This is a genomic window from Rhizobium sp. CNPSo 3670, assembly GCF_057784555.1.
Genome location: NZ_JBXSOL010000004.1, coordinates 201,022 through 220,603, shown reverse-complemented (window position 1 = coordinate 220,603; position 19,582 = coordinate 201,022). Strand labels below are relative to the sequence as shown.

Annotated in this window: 17 protein-coding genes; 13 read left to right on the top strand and 4 right to left on the bottom strand. The window is 61.0% G+C overall.

The features are described from left to right. Positions 1 to 98 precede the first annotated feature (98 nt). From AC13QO_RS05790 to AC13QO_RS05760, 7 genes are all read left to right on the top strand, one after another. Positions 99 to 1,523, top strand: a complete 1,425-nt coding sequence (locus AC13QO_RS05790) for a M20 family metallopeptidase (RefSeq protein ID WP_488540124.1) — start codon at positions 99 to 101, stop codon at positions 1,521 to 1,523. Then, entirely contained in the window at positions 1,516 to 3,192 is a 1,677-nt protein-coding gene (locus tag AC13QO_RS05785; RefSeq protein WP_488540123.1) for a M28 family metallopeptidase, read from the top strand. Before AC13QO_RS05790 ends, AC13QO_RS05785 begins: the two co-directional genes overlap by 8 nt. A gap of 58 nt (positions 3,193 to 3,250) precedes the next feature. Next, positions 3,251 to 4,105: a transporter substrate-binding domain-containing protein gene (locus AC13QO_RS05780; RefSeq protein WP_488540122.1), complete on the top strand. Its 855-nt coding sequence runs from the start codon at positions 3,251 to 3,253 to the stop codon at positions 4,103 to 4,105. 81 nt (positions 4,106 to 4,186) lie between these two features. Next, positions 4,187 to 4,909 carry an ABC transporter permease gene (locus AC13QO_RS05775; RefSeq protein ID WP_488540121.1) on the top strand — a complete coding sequence of 241 codons (723 nt, stop codon included), beginning with the start codon at positions 4,187 to 4,189 and terminating at the stop codon, positions 4,907 to 4,909. Further along, positions 4,909 to 5,649 (top strand): ABC transporter permease, encoded by a 741-nt coding sequence (locus AC13QO_RS05770; RefSeq protein ID WP_488540120.1) that lies wholly within the window; start codon positions 4,909 to 4,911, stop codon positions 5,647 to 5,649. The genes AC13QO_RS05775 and AC13QO_RS05770 overlap by 1 nt, the downstream gene beginning before the upstream one ends. Next, positions 5,646 to 6,413, top strand: coding sequence for an ABC transporter ATP-binding protein (locus AC13QO_RS05765; RefSeq protein ID WP_488540119.1), 768 nt, complete (start codon positions 5,646 to 5,648; stop codon positions 6,411 to 6,413). The genes AC13QO_RS05770 and AC13QO_RS05765 overlap by 4 nt, the downstream gene beginning before the upstream one ends. A gap of 33 nt (positions 6,414 to 6,446) precedes the next feature. Next, on the top strand, positions 6,447 to 7,304 hold the full coding sequence (locus AC13QO_RS05760; protein WP_488540118.1) for a transporter substrate-binding domain-containing protein: 858 nt from the start codon (positions 6,447 to 6,449) through the stop codon (positions 7,302 to 7,304). Positions 7,305 to 7,383: 79 nt separating this feature from the next. Here AC13QO_RS05760 and AC13QO_RS05755 read toward each other — a convergent pair whose 3' ends face one another. Then, on the bottom strand, positions 7,384 to 9,696 hold the full coding sequence (locus AC13QO_RS05755) for an NADP-dependent malic enzyme (RefSeq protein WP_488540117.1): 2,313 nt from the start codon (positions 9,694 to 9,696) through the stop codon (positions 7,384 to 7,386). Positions 9,697 to 9,921: 225 nt separating this feature from the next. Between AC13QO_RS05755 and AC13QO_RS05750 the strand changes: the two genes are divergently transcribed. Next, complete coding sequence (locus tag AC13QO_RS05750; protein WP_488540116.1) at positions 9,922 to 11,361, top strand: FAD-binding oxidoreductase; 1,440 nt, start codon at positions 9,922 to 9,924, stop codon at positions 11,359 to 11,361. A 65-nt stretch (positions 11,362 to 11,426) separates the two neighbouring features. On the opposite strand, the gene AC13QO_RS05745 is transcribed toward AC13QO_RS05750, so the two are convergent. Further along, positions 11,427 to 12,176 (bottom strand): histidine phosphatase family protein, encoded by a 750-nt coding sequence (locus tag AC13QO_RS05745; RefSeq protein WP_488540183.1) that lies wholly within the window; start codon positions 12,174 to 12,176, stop codon positions 11,427 to 11,429. Between the two features lie 182 nt (positions 12,177 to 12,358). Next, a complete protein-coding gene (locus tag AC13QO_RS05740; RefSeq protein WP_085780089.1) occupies positions 12,359 to 12,691 on the bottom strand; it encodes a hypothetical protein in 333 nt (110 codons plus the stop codon). 267 nt (positions 12,692 to 12,958) lie between these two features. Between AC13QO_RS05740 and AC13QO_RS05735 the strand changes: the two genes are divergently transcribed. Together AC13QO_RS05735 and AC13QO_RS05730 are read left to right on the top strand one after the other, a co-directional pair. Continuing rightward, entirely contained in the window at positions 12,959 to 13,771 is an 813-nt protein-coding gene (locus tag AC13QO_RS05735) for a UDP-2,3-diacylglucosamine diphosphatase (protein ID WP_488540115.1), read from the top strand. Between the two features lie 165 nt (positions 13,772 to 13,936). Continuing rightward, the gene (locus tag AC13QO_RS05730; RefSeq protein ID WP_285193823.1) at positions 13,937 to 15,154 is read left to right on the top strand and encodes an MFS transporter; all 1,218 of its coding nucleotides are present in this window, start codon (positions 13,937 to 13,939) and stop codon (positions 15,152 to 15,154) included. Here AC13QO_RS05730 and dgcA read toward each other — a convergent pair. Next, positions 15,106 to 16,089 carry an N-acetyl-D-Glu racemase DgcA gene (gene dgcA, locus AC13QO_RS05725; RefSeq protein ID WP_285193822.1) on the bottom strand — a complete coding sequence of 328 codons (984 nt, stop codon included), beginning with the start codon at positions 16,087 to 16,089 and terminating at the stop codon, positions 15,106 to 15,108. The two genes, AC13QO_RS05730 and dgcA, sit on opposite strands and share 49 nt — an antisense overlap. 97 nt (positions 16,090 to 16,186) lie before the next feature. On the opposite strand from dgcA, the gene AC13QO_RS05720 reads away from it, so the two are divergent. Genes AC13QO_RS05720 through AC13QO_RS05710 form a run of 3 tightly spaced genes read left to right on the top strand, consistent with a single transcriptional unit; the run spans position 16,187 to position 19,582 of the window. Next, the gene (locus AC13QO_RS05720; protein ID WP_285193821.1) at positions 16,187 to 17,356 is read left to right on the top strand and encodes an MlaE family lipid ABC transporter permease subunit; all 1,170 of its coding nucleotides are present in this window, start codon (positions 16,187 to 16,189) and stop codon (positions 17,354 to 17,356) included. Between the two features lies 1 nt (position 17,357). Further along, entirely contained in the window at positions 17,358 to 18,203 is an 846-nt protein-coding gene (locus AC13QO_RS05715; protein WP_085778360.1) for an ABC transporter ATP-binding protein, read from the top strand. An 8-nt stretch (positions 18,204 to 18,211) separates the two neighbouring features. Next, complete coding sequence (locus AC13QO_RS05710; protein WP_488540114.1) at positions 18,212 to 19,582, top strand: MlaD family protein; 1,371 nt, start codon at positions 18,212 to 18,214, stop codon at positions 19,580 to 19,582.

The following is a 19,582-nucleotide window of genomic DNA, read 5'->3' as shown; positions in this document are numbered from 1 at the left end:
CGAAAAATATTCCAGCTCATGGCTTGCGTGCCCGATTTAATTGGAGCATAAAATTGGCGCCAATTTGATTACCATTATGCGAGGCGGGTTGTAAATCCATGCAGAACTCCGATGCGGTCTGGGAAATCGTCGAGAGAAAGCGCGCGGCGTTCTTTGAGTTGAGTGACCGCATCTGGGATATTCCCGAGACCAATTACCTCGAACATCAATCTGCCGAAGAGCACGCCCGCATGCTGGAAAGAGAGGGCTTTCGTGTCGAGCGCGGCATTGCCGGGTTGCCGACGGCGGTCATGGGAGAGGCGGGCGAGGGTGGCCCGGTCATCGCAATCCTTGGCGAGTTCGATGCGCTGCCGGGATTGAGCCAGGAAGCCGGTATTGCCGAGCAGCGGCCCTTGGTCGACGGCGGCAATGGTCACGGCTGCGGCCATAATATGCTGGGCGCCGGATCCATGCTCGCTGCCGCTGCGATGAAGGATTTCCTTGCCGAAAGCGGCTTGATGGGAAGGGTGCGCTATTATGGCTGCCCCGCGGAGGAAGGCGGCTCTTCGAAGGGTTTCATGGTGCGCGCCGGCGTTTTCGACGACGTGGATATCGCGATCTCCTGGCATCCGGCAGCCTTTGCCGGCGTCAACAATCCCATCTCGCTCGCCTGCAATGAGATCAACTTCCATTTTTCGGGGCGGGCGTCGCATGCTTCCGCGACGCCGCATCTCGGCCGCAGCGCTCTCGATGCAGTGGAACTGATGAATGTAGGCGTCAATTATATGCGCGAGCACATGCCTTCCACCGCGCGTATCCACTATGCCATCACTGACGCGGGCGGTGGGGCGCCTAACGTCGTGCAGGCACGCGCGACGGTACGCTATCTCGTCCGTGCAAGGACCCTGCCGGAACTCCTGTCTCTGGTTGCCCGCGTCAAGAAAGTTGCCGAAGGTGCTGCCCTGATGACCGAGACGACGGTCCGGAGTGAAATTGTCAGCGGGGATGCCAATCTCGTTGGCAATACACCACTCGAAGAGTGCATGTTTGCCCATCTGCAGCGGCTTGGCCCACCAGTGTTTGACGATGCCGACCGAGAAACGGCCCGCAAGTTCCAGCAGACCTTCAACGCAGAGGATATCGCCGCGTCTTATGGTCGTTTCGGACTGAAACCGAAAGACGACCAGCCGCTCTGTGAGGAGATTTTTCCGTTGAATGCCGGTGACGGCACTCTGGTCGGCTCCACCGATGTCGGGACGGTCAGCTGGGTGGTGCCGACCGTGCAGATGCGAGGGGCTACCTACGCTGTCGGTACGCCCGGACACTCCTGGCAGCTGGTTGCGCAAGGGAAACTGCCGGCTGCCCACAAGGGAACCGAACACGCCGCCAAGGTGATGGCGAGCACGGCCGCCGATCTCATCGGTAACCCCGCATTGATCGAAGCTGCCAAGGCCGATCACAGGGCGCGTCTGGAGCGTACGCCTTTCGTCAATCCGATACCGGATGACGTTAAGCCGCCATTGCCGGAGAAGGCTGATGCCTAACCCCGACCTGCTGCCCGACCGTGAACGCCTGATGGCGCATATCCGCGAGTTTGCCCGTCGGGTGAAATTGTCCGGAACGCCGGAGGAGCTCGAGAGCTTTCATTATCTTCAGGCGCAGATGGAGAGCTACGGATACGGAACGCAGCTGCTGTCACATGATGCATTCATCAGCCTGCCCGGCCCGGCGAAGGTCGGGGTCGAAGGCGAAGACCTCCGTTGCATTACCCATTCGATGTCGGTTTCGACGGCTGCAGCGGGCATCAGCGGAGACCTTGAATATGTCGGCGACGGCAAGGGAGCCGATTTCGTCGGCAAGGACTTGGCCGGCAAGATCGTCCTGGTCGACGGGATTGCGACGGAGGAAGTCGCCGCGTTGGCAAGCGCGGCCGGCGCCCTCGGCGAAATCCATGTCAGCCCGAATGAGCATCTCTACGAAATGTGCGTGTCGCCGGTCTGGGGCAGCCCGTCGCAACACACGCGCGCCCATCTGCCGAAAACAGTGATCTGCACCATCGCGCGGGAAGATGGAGTGCGCCTGCGCGACTGGCTCGCGCGCGGCCAGAAGGTCCGTGCGACGCTCACGGCAGAGGTCGACACCGGCTGGCGCAGGACGCCGCTGCTTGTTGCAGAGCTTCAGCCGGCAGGCGAGGACAAACCGTTCGTACTGTTTTCGGGCCATCATGACACCTGGCATTTTGGCGTCATGGACAATGGCGGCGCGAACGCGACTATGCTGGAGGCGGCACGCTTGCTTGCCCTTCATGCGAGTGATTGGCGACGCGGCCTGCGCATCTGCTTCTGGTCAGGCCATTCGCAAGGTCGCTATTCCGGCTCGGCCTGGTATGCGGACGAATTTTTCGACGAGCTCGATCGCCGCTGCGCCGTGCATGTCAATGTCGATTCCACGGGCGGCGAGGGCGCAACCGTCCTCACCAATTCCGGTGTCATCGATGAGTTGAAGCCGCTGGCGCTTGAGGTGATCGAGAACGTCACCGGACAAAGGCATGCCGGCAGGCGGCATGGCAGAGCCGCGGATCATTCATTCTGGGGTGTCGGCATCCCCTCGATGTTCGGCAGCCTCAGCCATCAGCCGCCGGGGCCTGTCAAAACGCTGACAGCGCTCGGTTGGTGGTGGCACACGCCGCACGACACGGCAGAGCACATTGATCTTGAGAATCTGAGCCGGGACACGCTGATCGTGACGAAGACACTTTGGAGCCTGCTGACTTCGCCGGTCCTGCCACTTGACTATACCGTTTACGCCACCGCCCTCGGCGAACAACTCGCGCAACTGCAGGCTGAGCTTTCTGGGCGTATCGACATTTCGGCTCTCGCAAACGCAGTCGACGAGTTGGGGAGCTACGCGAAAGCCGTATTGGAGACGAAGGACCTGTCTCCGGCAAAGGCGGCGCGCGTCGACGCATCGCTGATGCGCGCCGGCCGCCATCTCGTGCCGCTGAACTATACGAGCGGCGAGCGCTTTCATCATGATTCCGCCCTCCCGCACCCGGCCTGGCCGTCACTTGAGGGGCTGCGAGCCTTGGCCGCGCAGCCCGTCGGATCGCCAGACATGCCTTTCTATGCTGTTCATGCCCGCCAGACGAGAAATCGCCTGGTCCATGCACTGAGGGAAGCCAACGCGGCTTTGTGCGCGGCCCTGGTGGACTGACGCAGCCATACTGCAGAACTAACAAGCGGCCATTTGGCCGCCAAAAGGGGAACAGAAAATGAAAAATGGAATTCTGCCTACCGTTTTGTTCGGCGCCATTGCCTTCCTGACTTCATTCGCTGCCGGCGCCAAGGACTGGACGCATGTCAAGGTCGGCATCGAAGGGGCTTTCCCGCCCTGGAACCTCATGGATTCCAGCGGCAAGCTGGCCGGCTTCGACGTCGACCTCATCAATGACCTGTGCAAACGCGCCAAAGCCGACTGCGAACTCATCGCAGGCGATTGGAATGCGATGATCCCCAGCCTCAATGCTGGAAAATTCGATCTGGTGATGACTCTCGGCATCAACGAGAAGCGGAAGCAGGTGGTCGATTTCACCGTGCCCTACGCGAGCGGGGTCGCGAGCTTCCTGCTTCTGAAGGACGGGCCGGTGTCCCCTCTGCCGATGGCCGGCGAGCGGCTGAATTTGAACGACAAGTCCAAGGCAGATCCGGTGATGGCCGCAATCGGCCAAGCCCTCAAAGGCAAGACCGTCGGCGTCGTCCAGTCGACCAGCCAGGAGCAGTTGATCAACGCCTATTTCGGCTCCGACGTAACAGTGCGCGCCTACAAGAATTCCGGCGAGCGCGACCTCGATCTGAAGGCCGGGCGCATCGATGCAGGCTTCGATAGCGGCGTTTATGAAACCTCCGTGCTCGGCAAGCCCGGCAATGACGATCTGATGATGTCCGGCCCGCTGGTGAAAGGCGCGATGTTGGCTACCGAAGTCGCACTCGGCATGCGCAAGGGCGAGACCGATCTGAAGGCCAAATTTGATGACGCAATCAGGCAAGCCGCCAAGGATGGCACGATCAGGCAGCTCTCGGAAAAATGGAGCAAGATCGACCTGACACCGACCTTTGACGCTCCCTAAGCGCCTTTTCGGTGCATCATGCTCAGCAGAGGCTATGACAATGTCAGTTGCTGCAAAAACATGCTCTTCCGGAGCAGCATCATGAGCCAGCCTGGTTTTTTTGAGCTTGCCGGCTTCGGTGCGGATGGCTGGGGCCATGCTCTTCTGGCCGGAGCCTGGATGACCATCCTTGTTGCAATCGCCGGCTATGCCGTCGGCGCCTGCATCGGGACCCTTGGGGCATGGGCCAAGATTGCCGGCAACGGTTTTGCTCGCGCGGCCGCCGATGCTTATACGACGGTGCTGCGGGGCATTCCCGATCTGCTGGTCATCTACCTCTTCTATTTCGGCGGCAGCGCCGTGGTTACGGCGGTCGGCCGGCTTTTCGGCGCCGAAGGTTTCCTCGGCTTTCCGGGCTTTCTTGCCGGCTCCCTCGCCGTGGGCGTCACCTCCGGCGCTCAGTTCACGGAAGTGCTGCGAGGTGGATTCAGGGCGGTCCATCCGGGTGAGATCGAGGCGGCTATTGCCTGCGGCATGCGGCGCTGGCTTCGCCTGCGGCGGATCGTTGCGCCGCTGACCCTGCGTCACGCGCTTCCCGGTCTCGGTAATGTCTGGCAGGTCGTCCTGAAGGAGTCGGCACTGGTATCGATCACCGGTGTTGCCGAACTCCTGCGCCAGGCGCAGGTCGGCGCTGGATCGACCGGGCTGCCATTCGATTTCTACCTGATGGCCGGCGCGATCTATCTGATGATCTCGACTGTTTCGAGCATCCTTCTCCAGCAGGCGGAGCGGCGCCTGTCGCGCGGCGTGGGGAGGAGCGGATGATGGATTGGCAGTTTCTCAACGAAACATTTGTGAGCCTGGTCGCCGCAATTCCGCTGACGATCGAGCTTGCCGTGACTTCGATCTGCCTTGGTGCCATTCTGGCCCTGTTGCTGGCGCTTGCCCGCCTCTCCGGCGTTGCCGCGCTCGATTGGTTCGCGCGGCTCTATGTCTTCATCTTCCGCGGCACGCCCCTGTTGGTGCAGATATTTCTTATCTATTACGGTCTCGGCCAGTTTCCAGCCGTGCGGCACAGCGTCTTCTGGCCGTTTCTCCGCGATCCTTACTGGTGCGCGGTGCTGGCGCTGACCTTGAATACAGCCGCCTACGCCAGCGAGATCATTCGCGGCGGCCTGCTCTCGGTACCACACGGTCAAATTGAGGCTGCCCGCGCTTGCGGCATGCATCGCTTCCTGTTGTTTCGCCGGATCGTCCTGCCGCTGGCAATCCGGCAGGCATTGCCCGGATACGGCAACGAGATGATATCGATGGTCAAGGCGACGTCACTTGCCTCGATCATTACGCTGATGGAGGTAACCGGAGTCGCCGCCAAGATCATCTCCGAGACCTACCGGGCAATCGAGGTCTTCGTCGTCTCCGGGGCCATCTACCTCGCCCTCAATTTCTTGCTGACGCGTCTCATTCAATTCGCCGAGTACAGACTTAGCTCGCATTTGCGCGCTCCCGGTCCCGTCAGCCGAGAGAGCAGCACCATAGCGACCCCTGCAGGAGAGCATCGATGACGGCCACACAAATCGCACTCAGCGTGCGCGACATGCACAAGAGCTTCGGACCTCTCCAGGTCATCAGAGGCATCTCGCTTGATGCTCTGGAAGGCGATGTCGTTTCCATTATCGGCTCGTCGGGTTCCGGGAAATCGACGTTCCTGCGTTGCATTAATCTGCTGGAAACGCCGGATTCGGGTGAAGTGACTGTCGCCGGCGAAACGATCTCGATGCAGCGCAACGCCGGCGGTGTGCATCGCCCGGCGGATCGAAAGCAGGTCGATCGTATCCGCTCTCGGCTCGGAATGGTGTTCCAGAGTTTCAATCTCTGGTCTCACAAGACGGTCCTCGAAAACCTTATCGAGGCACCGATCCATGTTCAGCGGCGTTCACGCGCCGAATGCATCGACGAAGCTGAAGCGTTGCTGGCCAAAGTCGGCATCGCCGATAAACGCAATTTCTATCCCGCTCATCTTTCCGGCGGTCAGCAGCAGCGCGCCGCCATTGCCCGCGCCCTCGCCATGCATCCAAAGGTGATGCTCTTCGATGAACCGACATCGGCGCTCGATCCGGAGCTTGTAGGAGAGGTCCTACGCGTCATGCGCGCCTTGGCGGAAGAAGGACGCACCATGCTGGTCGTCACACATGAGATGGGATTTGCGCGCGACGTTTCCAGCCGCGTCGTCTTTTTACACAAGGGCGTGGTCGAGGAAGAGGGCAAACCTCAGGATGTCTTCTCGAATTCGAAGTCGGAGCGCTTCCGCCAGTTCATCAATCAATAGTTCATCAAGCTCAATCAAGAAGGGGAACTTAGTATGAAATACCTGACCGCAATCATGGCCGCGATCACTATGGTCGCCAGCTTAGCCGTTTCGACGGCGGCACGCGCCGAGGAGAAGAACTGGACGCATGTGACGATTGCGACCGAGGGAGCGTTTCGGCCGTGGAACTTCACCAAGGCAGACGGTAGCCTTGACGGGTACGAAATCGAGCTGATCAAGTATTTTTGCGCTCATATGAAGGTCGAATGCACGACCGTGATCCAGCCTTTTGACGGCATGATCCCGGCTCTCAACGCTGGAAAGTTCGACGCAATCATTTCGGGGATGTCTGCAACCGCCAAGCGCGAGGAGGTCATTGCCTTCAGCGATTCCTACGGCACGACGGGTCAGACCTTTGCGACATTGAAAGACTCGCCGCTTGCCAATCTGCCTTTGAAGGGCGAGGTATTTTCGCTCGCCACCGATGAGGCCGGCGCTGTGGCCGCGCTGAAGCAGATCGAGCCGTTGCTCAAGGGTAAGACAATCGGCGTGCAGACTGCATCGATCGCCGCGACCTTCCTCGACAAATATTTGAAGGGCGTCGTTGATGTCCGTGAGTACAAGACGACCGAACAGCACGATCTCGATCTTAAGGCCGGTCGCGTCGACCTCGTCATGGCCTCCATGGCATATCTTTCGACAGCGGCGGCAAAGCCGGGCAACGAGGATTTGATCGTCACTGGCCCTCGTTTCCAGGGCGGCATGCTCGGCCGAGGCAGCTCAGTTGGTCTGCGTAAGGAGGATACGAAACTCAAAGCTATGTTCAACGATGCGATCGCAGCAGCCAAGGCAGACGGCACGATCGTCAAGCTATCGCAGAAGTGGTTCGGCTTCGACGTAACGCCGAGGTAAAACGCGGCTGGATGCCAGCACTTGCGAAATATCTCGGCGAGTGTTGGTTATCCGTGAATCTCCTGGTCGCAATGCCGGCTTATGCCGGCTGCGATGCCTCGACGACGGCGAGCGCTGCCATGTTGACGACGCCGCGCGAGGTGACAGAGGGCGCGAGGATGTGCGCGGGCATGGCGGCGCCGAGCAGAATCGGGCCAACATGCAGGCCGTCGGTCATCGACTTGACCACACCGAGCGTGATGTTGGCGGCGTCGAGGTTGGGGAAGACGAGCAGGTTTGCCTCGTCGTGCAGCGTGGTGTGCGGCATGACGCGCTTGCGCAGCGCTTCGGTGATCGCGCTCTCGCCGTGCATTTCGCCGTCGACTTCGAGATCCGGGGCAGCATCGCGCACGAGCTGCAGGGCATTGCGCATTTTCGTGGCGCTTTCGGATTCGCGTGAGCCGAAGTTGGAATGCGAGACGAGGGCGGCGCGCGGGGTGATGCCGAAGCGGCGGATTTCCTCGGCAGCCATGACAGTCGCCTCTGCGATCTCTTCGGCGCTCGGATTGAAGGTGACGTAGGTGTCCGTGAAGAAGGTGGCGCCGCGCTGTGAGATCATCAGGCTGAGGGCTGAGAAATCGCGGACATCCTTGCGCTTGCCGATGATCTGGCGCACGTCGCGCAGGTGTTTCTCGTAACGGCCTTCGAGGCCGCAGATCAGCGCATCGGCCTCGCCGCGCCTCAGCGCCAGCGCGCCGATGACGGTCGTGTTGGTGCGCACGATGGTGCGGGCGGCCTCGGGGATGACACCACGCCGGCCGACGAGCGAGAAATAGAGATCGACATATTCGCGGAAGCGCGGATCGTCTTCCGGATTGATGACTTCGAAATCCTGCAACGGCCGGATGCGCAGACCGTAGCGCTTGAGGCGTGTCTCGATGACCTGCGGGCGGCCGATCAGGATCGGTTTGGCCAAGCCTTCCTCAAGCAGCACCTGGGCGGCGCGCAGCACGCGCTCGTCCTCGCCTTCTGAGAATATGACGCGCTTGTGTTCGGCGGCCTTTGCCGCCGTGAAGATCGGCTTCATGACGAAGCCGGAACGGAAGACGAAACGGTTCAGCTGATCGAGATAGGCGTCGAAATCCTGGATCGGGCGGCGTGCGACGCCGCTCTGTTCGGCGGCCTTGGCGACGGCAGGGGCGATGCGCAGGATGAGGCGCGGATCGAAAGGGGAAGGGATCAGATAGTCGGCCCCGAAGACCGGGGTCTCGCCGGAATAGGCGCGCGCAGCGACGTCGGAGGGTTCTTCGCGGGCAAGCGCTGCGATGGCGCGCACGGCCGCCATCTTCATTTCCTCATTGATCGTCTCGGCGCCGCAATCGAGCGCGCCGCGGAAGATGTAGGGGAAGCAGAGGACGTTGTTGACCTGGTTGGCAAAGTCCGAGCGGCCGGTGCAGATCATCGCATCGGGACGGGCGGCGCGGGCGAGATCCGGCATGATCTCCGGAGTCGGATTGGCGAGCGCCATGATCAGCGGCTTGTCGGCCATTTGCGCCAGCAGCTCCGGTTTCAGGACGCCGGCGGCCGAGAGACCCAAGAAGACATCAGCGCCGCCGATATTTTCGGCGAGCGTGCGGGTGTCGCTCTTCTGGGCATAGACGGACTTCCATTCGTCCATCAGTTCGGTGCGGCCCTCATAGACGAGGCCTTCGATATCGTGGACCCAGATGTTTTCGCGCTTGGCGCCGAGGGTCACCAGCAAATTGAGGCAGGCAAGGGCGGCAGCACCCGCGCCCGAGGCAACGATCTTGACGTTCTCGATGGCTTTGCCGGCGAGTTCCAGCCCGTTCAGGATAGCGGCGGCGACAATGATCGCCGTGCCGTGCTGGTCGTCGTGGAAGACCGGGATCTTCATCTTCTCGCGCAGGCGCCGCTCGACCTCGAAACATTCCGGCGCCTTGATGTCTTCCAGGTTGATGCCGCCGAAGGTCGGCTCCAGCGATGAGACGGTCGAAACCATCTGCTCGACGCTCGCCGCATCGATCTCGATGTCGAAAACGTCGATGCCGGCGAATTTCTTGAAGAGCACGGCCTTGCCCTCCATGACAGGCTTGGAAGCGAGCGGGCCGATATTCCCGAGTCCGAGCACGGCGGTGCCGTTGGAAATGACGGCGACGAGATTGGCGCGCGAGGTATATTCGGCCGCCATTTCAGGGTTGTCACGGATGGCGAGGCAGGGAGCGGCAACGCCCGGCGAATAGGCAAGCGCCAGGTCGCGCTGGTTGCCGAGCGGCTTGGTCGCCTGGATCTCCAGCTTGCCGGGGCGGGGGTAGCGGTGGAAAAATAGCGCCTGTTCGTCGAGATCGCCGCCCGGTGCGTTCTTGTCCGTCTTGGATTTATCCTGGTGATCCATTGCCGCCTCCGTGCACGTCTTTTTCTGGAGTTCCCTCCATACATCAATCGGATACAGGCGACAGTATGGAAATGAGGGATGGGAGAAGTTTTCGCGAGACGGCGTTTCCTACTATGTCATGGGCAATCGCCGGTACTAATCCTTTTGGAAAACTTGTTTGACGCCTCGTGCGAGCGCAAGATGCGGCCCGCGACGGTGCGGGGCGCCGGTCGCATGGAGGAAATCATGGACAATTTGAACCTCACGACCCTGCAACGGGGTCAGACGACGGTCAACGACGTGGCCATGGATGCGTTTGCCGCCGGTTTTCGCGGCAGTCTCCTGACCAGCAAAGACATGAATTACGGCGAGGCGCGGGCGATCTGGAATGCGATGATCGATCGCCGGCCGGGTCTGATTGCGCGCTGCGCAGGGGCGGCTGATGTTGTGCGCGCAGTGCGCCTTGCACGCGATAACAATCTGCTGGTTTCAGTGCGCGGCGGCGGGCACGGCATTGCCGGCAACGCGGTCTGCGAAGGTGGTGTCGTCATTGATCTGTCGCCGATGAAGTCCGTGCGGGTCGATCCCGAGACGCGCCGGGCCAGGATCGAGCCGGGCGCGACGCTCGGCGACGTCGACAAGGAAACGCTGGCATTCGGACTGGTACTGCCAACCGGCATTAATTCCACGACCGGCATAGCCGGCCTGACGCTCGGCGGTGGTTTCGGCTGGCTCACGCGGAAATTCGGGCTGACCCTCGACAATCTGATTTCGGTCGATGTGGTGACGGCCAACGGCGAACTGGTGAAGGCGAGCGAGACGGAGCGGCCGGACCTGTTCTGGGCGCTGCGCGGCGGCGGCGGCAATTTCGGCGTCGTGACCTCCTTCGAATTCCAGCTCAACCCGCTCCAGCCCGAAGTTTTCGCCGGACTGGTCGTGCATCCCTTCGCCGATGCGGAAAACGTTCTCAGGGAATATCGCGAGGCGCTGGAAACAGCACCCGACGAGCTGACCTGCTGGGTGGTAATGCGCCAGGCGCCGCCGCTGCCGTTCCTGCCGGCCGATTGGCACGGCAAGGAAATCGTCGTGCTTGCTATGTGCTATTGCGGGGACATGGCGGCGGGCGAAAAGGCGGCGGCGAGGTTGCGCGGGATCGGAAAGCCGATCGCCGACATTGTCGGCCCGATGCCGTTCATCGGCTGGCAGCAGGCATTCGACCCGCTTCTAACGCCCGGCGCCCGTAACTATTGGAAGAGCCAGGATTTCGCCTCCCTTTCCGATGCGGCGATCGAGATTCTCATCAATGCCGTGCGGAAGCTGCCAGGGCCGGAATGCGAAATATTCATCGGCCATGTCGGCGGCGCCGCCGGCCGCGTGCCGACCGAAGCCACGGCATTTCCACAGCGCAGTTCGCATTTCGTCATGAATGTCCATGCACGCTGGCGGGAAACCGAGATGGACGGAAACTGCATCGGCTGGGCGCGCGAACTTTTCGAGGCAACCAAGCCGCATGCTGTGGGCACTGCCTACATCAACTTCATGCCTGAGGACGAGACCGACCGGGTCGAAATGGCCTACGGTGCTAATTATGCGCGCCTTTCGGAAATCAAGCTGCGCTATGATCCGAACAATTTGTTCCGGATGAATCAGAATGTGAAGCCGATGGCGGCGGTGCGAGCTGCTTGAATAGATGAAGCGTAGAAGACCCCGCCCAAAACCGCTCCCCACAAGGGTCCCTCGTGGGGAGCGGTTTACCCACCGCGCTTCGGCGTCATCGTCACGTCAGCGCCATAGGCATCGCGCAGCTTGTTCTCCTGTCCCGGCTGCCGGTCGGCGGCCTGGTGCAGCGGTATCGTGTCGTAGCCCTGCAAACGCGTTCCCTCGATCAGCGTAACGTCGGAATTCCCAGGATTGTCGGAGCGCTCGAACCAGTCGACGGAGTGGTGCAGGAGATTCATTTCGACCGCCCGGTTGGTGACGCCGTGGCCGACGATCGCGACGTTGTGGTCGCCGTTTTCGGCCTCGCGCATGACGGTCTGAAGGAAGAGACGCACCCGCTGCGCCACGTCCGCCCGGCTTTCGCCGTCCGGCGGCCGCGCATAGAACTTGCCGCTATTGTTGCGCAGCCTCGCCCATTTTTCGAACTCTTCGGGGAATTTCTGCTTCTGCTCGGCACGGTCGTAGATTTCGGTGAAGAGGCCGAAATCCTGCTCGCGCAGAAGATAATCTTCCCTGACATCGCCGACGAAGTTTTCCGGCAGCGCTTCGAGCAGCGCATCCTTGCTCTGGCGCGTGCGCAGAAAGGGCGAATACCAGATATGCAGCTTCTGGAATCCCTGGCTCGGCAGCCCTTTGAGGTACGAAGCGATGACAGCGCCTGCCTCAGCCGCCTGGCGATAGCCCCATTCAGTCAGCGGCACATTATGATCGCCGAATTGGCGGTAGGCCTGTTCGTTGATGTTGCCGAGGGATTCGCCGTGGCGAACGAGAAAGAGACGCATCGGCCATCCCGCTTTGTCGGACATGGAATCGTTGTCATCATGAACGCGCTCGATCGGCAGGGCAATATTGCCGGCCGAAAAGGGGCGTAGCGTCTGGTCGCCGCTTGCCCCCAATCCGCTTGGCCCGTCGATCTTGTTCACTCGGTTCCAAATCGAGAAGCGAGAGAGCGTCTTCCGGGCTATCAGCGGCCCTGGAAGATCTTGATGAGTTTTGGCGTAAACCGGTGAGCCTTGATGTCGAGCAGATCCTGATACGTAGCGCGACCGGAGATCGCGGCCGTCAGATATCGCTGGCAGGCGATCCTCGGAGCGTCATTGTCGGAGACGTTTGTCACGATCCCCGCGGCGCGCCGCGCATTTGCATCGAAATCCTTTGTGCACACTTTGACGAACTCGTTTCTCGCTCTCGCGCTGCCTTGAAGTAGCGTGACTGTCGCATCATAGTCCTGCTGCGTCGGTGCACAGCCGGCAAGCAGTGCCATAGAAATCATTATTGTCGCGGTTCGGGCGCGCATCATCAATATCCCCCAGGTTACGCCTTGATCGGCAGCTGCTGTAAATTTGATTCTCGGCATGCGGGAAAGATCCAGGACCTCGCGGCGAGAAATTAGGATAATCGGATTTCCGATATCGCTTGCGAGCTTCGATGGGATCTGCGTTTACCATCCAGACGGAACGGCGGGTTTGCAGGGCTTTTCCCCATCTTGTCATCTTCCTGAAACACGAGTCTGGTTTTGGAAGGCTAGATGAAAGATGGGGCACGAGCACTGTTCGTGACAGACATGATGGAACCCAGACATTTCCGCACGCTCTTCATTTCCGATGTGCATCTCGGCTCGAAGGCCGCGAAGGCTGATTTCCTGCTGGATTTCCTGCGCTACCACGAAGCCGATACGATCGTGCTCGTCGGCGACATCGTCGACGGCTGGCGCCTGAAGCGCAGCTGGTACTGGCCGCAGGTCTGCAACGACGTCGTCCAGAAACTGCTGCGTAAGGCGCGCAAGGGCACGCGCGTCGTCTACATCCCCGGCAATCACGACGAATTCTTGCGCGACTTCCCGGGCATGCATTTCGGCGGCATCGAGGTCGTCGAGCACATGATGCATGACGGCGCGGACGGCAAGAAATACCTGATCCTGCACGGCGACGAGTTCGACGTCGTTGTCCGCAACGCCCGCCTGCTCGCCTATCTCGGTGACTGGGCCTATGATACGGCAATCCGCATCAACATCTTGCTCGCCGCCGTACGCCGTCGCCTTGGCATGCCATATTGGTCGTTTTCCGCCTGGGCGAAGCTGCAGGTCAAGCATGCGGTCAATTTCATCGGCGAGTTCGAACGCGTCGTGGCTGAAGAGGCGCGCAAGAGCGGAGCCGACGGGGTGATCTGCGGCCACATCCACCACGCCGTCATCCAGGAGATGGACGGCATCCGTTACATCAACACTGGCGACTGGGTGGAAAGCTGCACAGCGGTTGCAGAGCATGAGGACGGCACGTTCGAACTGATCACCTGGCGAGCGCTTGCTAGCGCAGTGCCGGCGCTTACCGCAGTCGAGCGTCTCGAAGAGGCGGAACTCGCCGCGCAGGCAGCGTGATTTTACAGCCGGCGCAGTCGCGGCGGCTCGCCAGCAATTTAGCCGTTACCGCGAGGTAACAGGCCCAATTTATTTTCTAAAACGTTTCCGGACGGCTATTTCTCGCAATGGTCGCCCCCCGCGGTGGTGTGTTAGGAAAACATCTAGTTTCCTTCAGGTCCACCGATGATTCCCGCTCAACATTCTCCGGGTGAGGGAGCGCCGCCGCGCTTCCGGCTGCTCAGCGCGCTGTCCTATTGCGCGCCGCTGCTCGTCAATGGCGTCGTGCTGCCATTTTTCCCGGTCTGGCTGCAAACCCATAGTTTCAGTGACCGTGAAATCGGCATTATTCTCGCCATACCGATGGTGGTTCGAGTCTTGGTGGCACCTGTCGTCGCCATGGTGGCCGACCGCATGAAGGAGCGCGCCACCGTGCTGCTCTGGTCGGGTGGCCTGTCGCTGCTGACGGCGATCGCGCTTTACTGGACGACCAGCTTTTGGCCGGTGACAATCGTCTTCGCGCTGCAGGGCGCCACCTTTGCGCCCTATGTGCCCGTGGTCGAATCGATCGTCATTTCAGGCGTGCGCCGCTGGGGGCTCGATTATGGGTCGATGCGCGTATGGGGCTCGATTGCCTTCATCGTCTCGACGCTCCTCGGCGGTCAGCTGATCGGCCGGGGGGGCGGCGGCATGGTGCTCGTCGTCATGGTGTTCGGCTTCACGATGACGGTGGCGATGGCGATCTTCTGTCCGCGGATCGGGCCCACACGGCGGCGCGGCCAGCCGATCGACCTGCCGGCCGCCACCGGCAGCGGGTTGCGCGAGCCACATTTGCTGCTGCTCCTGATCGGAGTTGCCATCCAGCAGTCGAGCCACGCGGTGCTCAATGCTTTTTCCTCGATTTATTGGCATCAGCTCGGCTTTTCCGGCACCGAGGTCGGCTTGCTCTGGAGCGCCGGCGTTGCTTCGGAGGTGACGGTGTTCTTTCTGTCGAAGCGTCTCAATCGGCGCTTCAATGCCTGGACATTGATCCGCTTCGGCTGCGCCATCAGCGTCTGCCGCTGGATCCTGTTTCCCATGAATGCCGGCTTTGCCGGCTTCTTCCTGCTGCAATGTTTCCATGGCTTCACCTATGCCTTCGTGCATACCGGCGTGCAGCGGAGAATCGTGGCGACGGTGCAGGAAACGCAGGAGGCCTCGGCGCAGGGCGCCTATTTCTTCTATGTGGGCATGGCGATGGGGTTGATGACCATCGCTTCGGGCTACCTCTACGCCTGGCTCGGCCTTGTCAGCTATTACGTCATGGCGCTCGTCGCGCTTTCCGGCCTCGGGCTGGTCATCTCAGCCTACTATCTTCAGCCCCAGAGGGTGCTTTCCGGCGGAAAGACCAGGGAAGCGGCGTAGCGCAGGCCGGGTTGGCGGTCGCGGGCAAGCAGCAGCGGGCCGTCGAGATCGACGAAATCGGCATCCTGCGCGAGCAGCATGGCTGGCGCCATCGCAAGCGAAGTGCCGACCATGCAACCGATCATGATCGAAAAGCCGAGCCTCTCCGCTTCGGCCTTCATCGCCAAGGCCTCGGTGAGGCCGCCTGTCTTGTCGAGCTTGATATTGATCGCATCATAACGGTCGGCAAGGCTTGCGAGGTCTCCGGTGTGATGCACACTCTCGTCGGCGCAGACGAGCAGCGGGCGGCGGATTTCGGCAAGCAGCGCATCGCGGCCTGCCGGCAACGGTTGCTCGACGAGGGCAACGCCCGCCTCCGCGGCGATCTGCAGATGACGTTCCAGCACCGCCTCCGGCCAGCCCTCATTGGCGTCGAGAATGATCGCAGCATCGGGTGCGGCCGCGCGGACTGCGCGGATGCGGCTTTCATCGTCGCTGGTTCCCACCTTGACCTTGAGCAGAGCGCGACCGGCATGTTCGCGCGCCTGCGCGGCCATCACTTCCGGCTCGCCGAGCGAGATGGTGTAGGCTGTCGTGAGCGGTTTGAGCGCCGTGAGGCCGAGGCGGGCGGCGACCGTTTGGCCCGTCCGTTTTGCTTCGAGATCCCAGAGAGCGCAATCCACGGCGTTGCGTGCGGCACCCGGCGGCATCGCCGACAAGAGGTCGTCGCGCGAAATGCCGGATTCGATCAGCGGGCGCGCTGCCTCGATCTGGGCCAAGACGCTCTCCATGGTCTCGCCGTAGCGGCGGTAGGGCACGCATTCGCCGTGCCCTTGCGCGCATTCTTCCGTGACTTCGCAGCTAATGACCTCGGCCTTAGTCTTTGCGCCGCGCGAGATGGTGAAGGTCCCGGCAATCGGAAAGGAATTCATCTGGATATCGAGGGTGCGCGGCATTATTGCTATCCTGCGAGCATGGAAATTGGACGTTGCTTCTGTATATTGACGCGCCGGCGGCGATCCGCTTCGCGAGTCGGCAATGTCGCCGTAAGCCTTGAAAGACACAAGTATCTTGAACGCCGAGAATCGCAACGCCGCCTCACTGCAAGTGGACGACCGGCCAGATGGTTCGGGGCAGCATGTTCGTCTCAGCGGCAATTGGCGCAGCGCCTATGTGCATCTTGTGCTGCGCGACTTCGAAAAGCTTCGGCGAGAGAAGACCGGCAATCTGACGCTCGACCTCTCTGATATATCGGAGATCGATACCGCCGGCATCTGGCTTCTTTGCCGGCTAAAGAAGGAGGAGGAAGCAGCCGGGCGCACGGTGCGCTTCGTCGGCACCAATCCGCATATCGATGAAATGCTGGAGATGTTTTCCGAGGAACCGGCCAAACCGGAGCCGGAACAGAAGGAGAAGGTCTCGCTTGCCGCGCGCATCTTGGCGCCGATCGGCAAGATGACTTACGATATCTGGGATAATCTCGCTGCCTCGATGTATATCCTGGGTTCGGCGGTGCGCGGCGCTCAGATGAAGCTCGGCCGCGGCAGTGGCGTCTCGCCGGCCTCCATCGTCAACCAGATCGATCATATGGGGGTTCGCGCCGTTCCGATCATCCTGCTGATGTCGTTTCTGATCGGCGCGATCATCGCCCAGCAGGGCGCTTTCCAGCTGCGTTATTTCGGGGCGGAGGTTTTCGTCGTCGATCTGGTCGGCATTCTGCAGCTGCGCGAAATCGGCGTGCTGCTGACTTCGATCATGATCGCCGGGCGCTCCGGCAGCGCGATCACGGCTGAAATCGGCTCGATGAAGATGCGCGAGGAAATCGACGCGCTGAAGGTGATGGGGCTTAACCCGATCGGCGTATTGATCTTCCCGCGGCTGGTGGCGCTGACCATCGCGCTGCCGCTTTTGACGGTATTGGCGAATTTCGCTTCGCTGGCGGGGGCTGCGGTCGTCGCCTGGGGCTATTCCGGTATCACCTTCGCCAATTTCCTGGCGCGACTGCACGAGGCGATTACGCTGTCGACCGTGCTGTCGGGTATGATCAAGGCGCCATTCATGGCGCTCGTCATCGGCATCGTCGCCGCCGTCGAAGGGCTGAAGGTCGGTGGCAGTGCGGAGTCGCTCGGCCAGCACGTGACGGCCTCGGTGGTGAAGGCGATTTTCGTCGTCATCCTGATGGACGGGCTTTTTGCGATGTTCTATGCAGCAATCAACTTCTAGTATGGCGGGCAGGGTGGACGAGCAGCCGATCGAAAGCGAAGGACGGGGCAGGGATGTCGTGCTTTCGGCGCGCGACGTCACCGTCGCCTTTGGCTCCAAGGTGGTGCTCGACAAACTGAATCTCGATATTTATCGCGGTGAGATCCTCGGCTTCGTCGGTGCTTCGGGCACCGGCAAATCGGTGCTGATGCGAACGGTGCTGCGGCTGCTGCCGCGCCGCTCCGGCACGATCAAGATCCTGGGCCAGGACTTCGACGAGCTCAACGAGCCGCAGCGCAACGCGCTCGACATGCGGCTCGGCGTGCTCTTCCAGCAGGGCGCATTGTTTTCGTCGCTGACTGTCAAGGAAAACATCCAGGTGCCGATGCGCGAATATCTCGATCTGCCGCACTCGCTAATGGATGAGCTGGCGCATCTGAAGATTCGCATGGTGGGCCTCGCGGCCGATGCCGCCGACAAATACCCGTCCGAACTCTCAGGGGGCATGATCAAGCGCGCAGCTCTTGCCCGCGCGCTGGCGCTCGATCCGGAGCTCGTCTTCCTGGACGAGCCGACCTCCGGTCTCGACCCAATCGGCGCAGCCGAATTCGACGAACTGATCGCCAACCTGCGCGATAGTCTCGGACTGACCGTCTATATGGTGACGCACGATCTCGACAGCCTGTTTTCGGTTTGTGACCGTATTGCCGTGCTCGGAAAGAAGCGAGTAATGGTGGAAGGCACGATCGACGACATGCTGGCCTATGACGATCCGTGGGTGCAGGCCTATTTTAGAGGTAAGCGAGCACGGTCGATCGTGCCGCAGGACAATGGCGCGCGGCACGGCAACGGCAGCGGCGGGAAGTGACCGGATAGATGGAAACCAAAGCCAATTACACGATTGTCGGTTTTTTCACGGTGCTGGTGATCGCGGCCGCCTTCGGCTTCGTCTACTGGATGGCCGAATATGGCCGTGGCGGCCCGATGACGGAGCTGATCGTGCGTATTCCCGGCTCGGCGAACGGGCTCAGCGTCGGCTCGCCGGTGCGCTTCAACGGTATCCAGGTGGGCTCGGTGCAGACGCTGTCGATCGATGCCGACGATCCGCAATATTCGCTGGCCTTCACCCAGGTGCGCACGGACGCACCGATCTACCCTTCCACCAAGGCCGCGCTCGAAATTCAGGGCCTGACGGGGGCCGCCTATATCGAACTGTCGGGCGGCCGCAAGGGTGAGGAGAGTATCCTTAAACATGCGATCGAAAACGGCAAACGCGCCGTTATCGTCGCCGACCAGTCGAGCGTCACCAATCTCCTGGCGACCGCTGATAAGATCCTTGATCGCGCCAATGACGCGGTTGGCGAACTTCAGGGTTTCATCGAAGATTCGCGTGCTCCGCTGACCCAGACGTTCAAGAATGCCGAAACCTTTTCGGATGCGCTGGCCAAGAATTCCGGCAATATCGACGCCTTCCTGCAGAGCGTCGGTGAGCTCTCCAACACGGTGAAGGCGGTTTCCGGGCGTGTCGATTCGACGCTTCAGGCCGTGGAATCGCTGGTCAGGGCCGTCGACGCGCAGAAGGTCGACAATATCGTCTCCAATGCCGAGAAGATCACCGCCAATGTCGCCGATGCCTCAGGCGATCTCAAGGGCGCGATCAAGAAGTTCGACGAGACGGCCACCACCTTCAACGATTTCGGCAAGCAGGCGCAGGCAACGCTCGACCAGGTCGATACGCTCGTCGCGCAGATCGACCCGGCGAAGATCAAGGGTTCGGTCGACGATATTTCGCAAGCCACAAAGGATGCGCGTGCGGCAGTCGCCTCGATCCGCGACGTCGCCAATACGGTTTCGTTGCGCCAGAAAGATATCGACCAGACGATCCAGGACGTGTCGCAGCTTGCCAACAAGCTGAATTCGGCTTCGACACGCATCGACGGCATTCTCATCAAGGTCGATGCGCTGCTTGGAACCGACAACACGCAATCGCTGTTCGCCGAGGCGCGCGATACGCTGGAATCCTTCAAGAAGGTGGCCGATAATCTGAACTCGCGAATCGGTCCGATCGCCGATAATCTTCAGAAATTCTCGAGCGGCGGCTTGCGCGACGTGCAGACCCTCATCAACGACATGCGCGGAACCGTGAGCAATCTCAACGATACGATCAGCAACTTCGACCGCAATCCGCAACGCCTGATCTTCGGCGGGGACACGGTCAAACAGTATGACGGCCGGACGCGGCGTTAA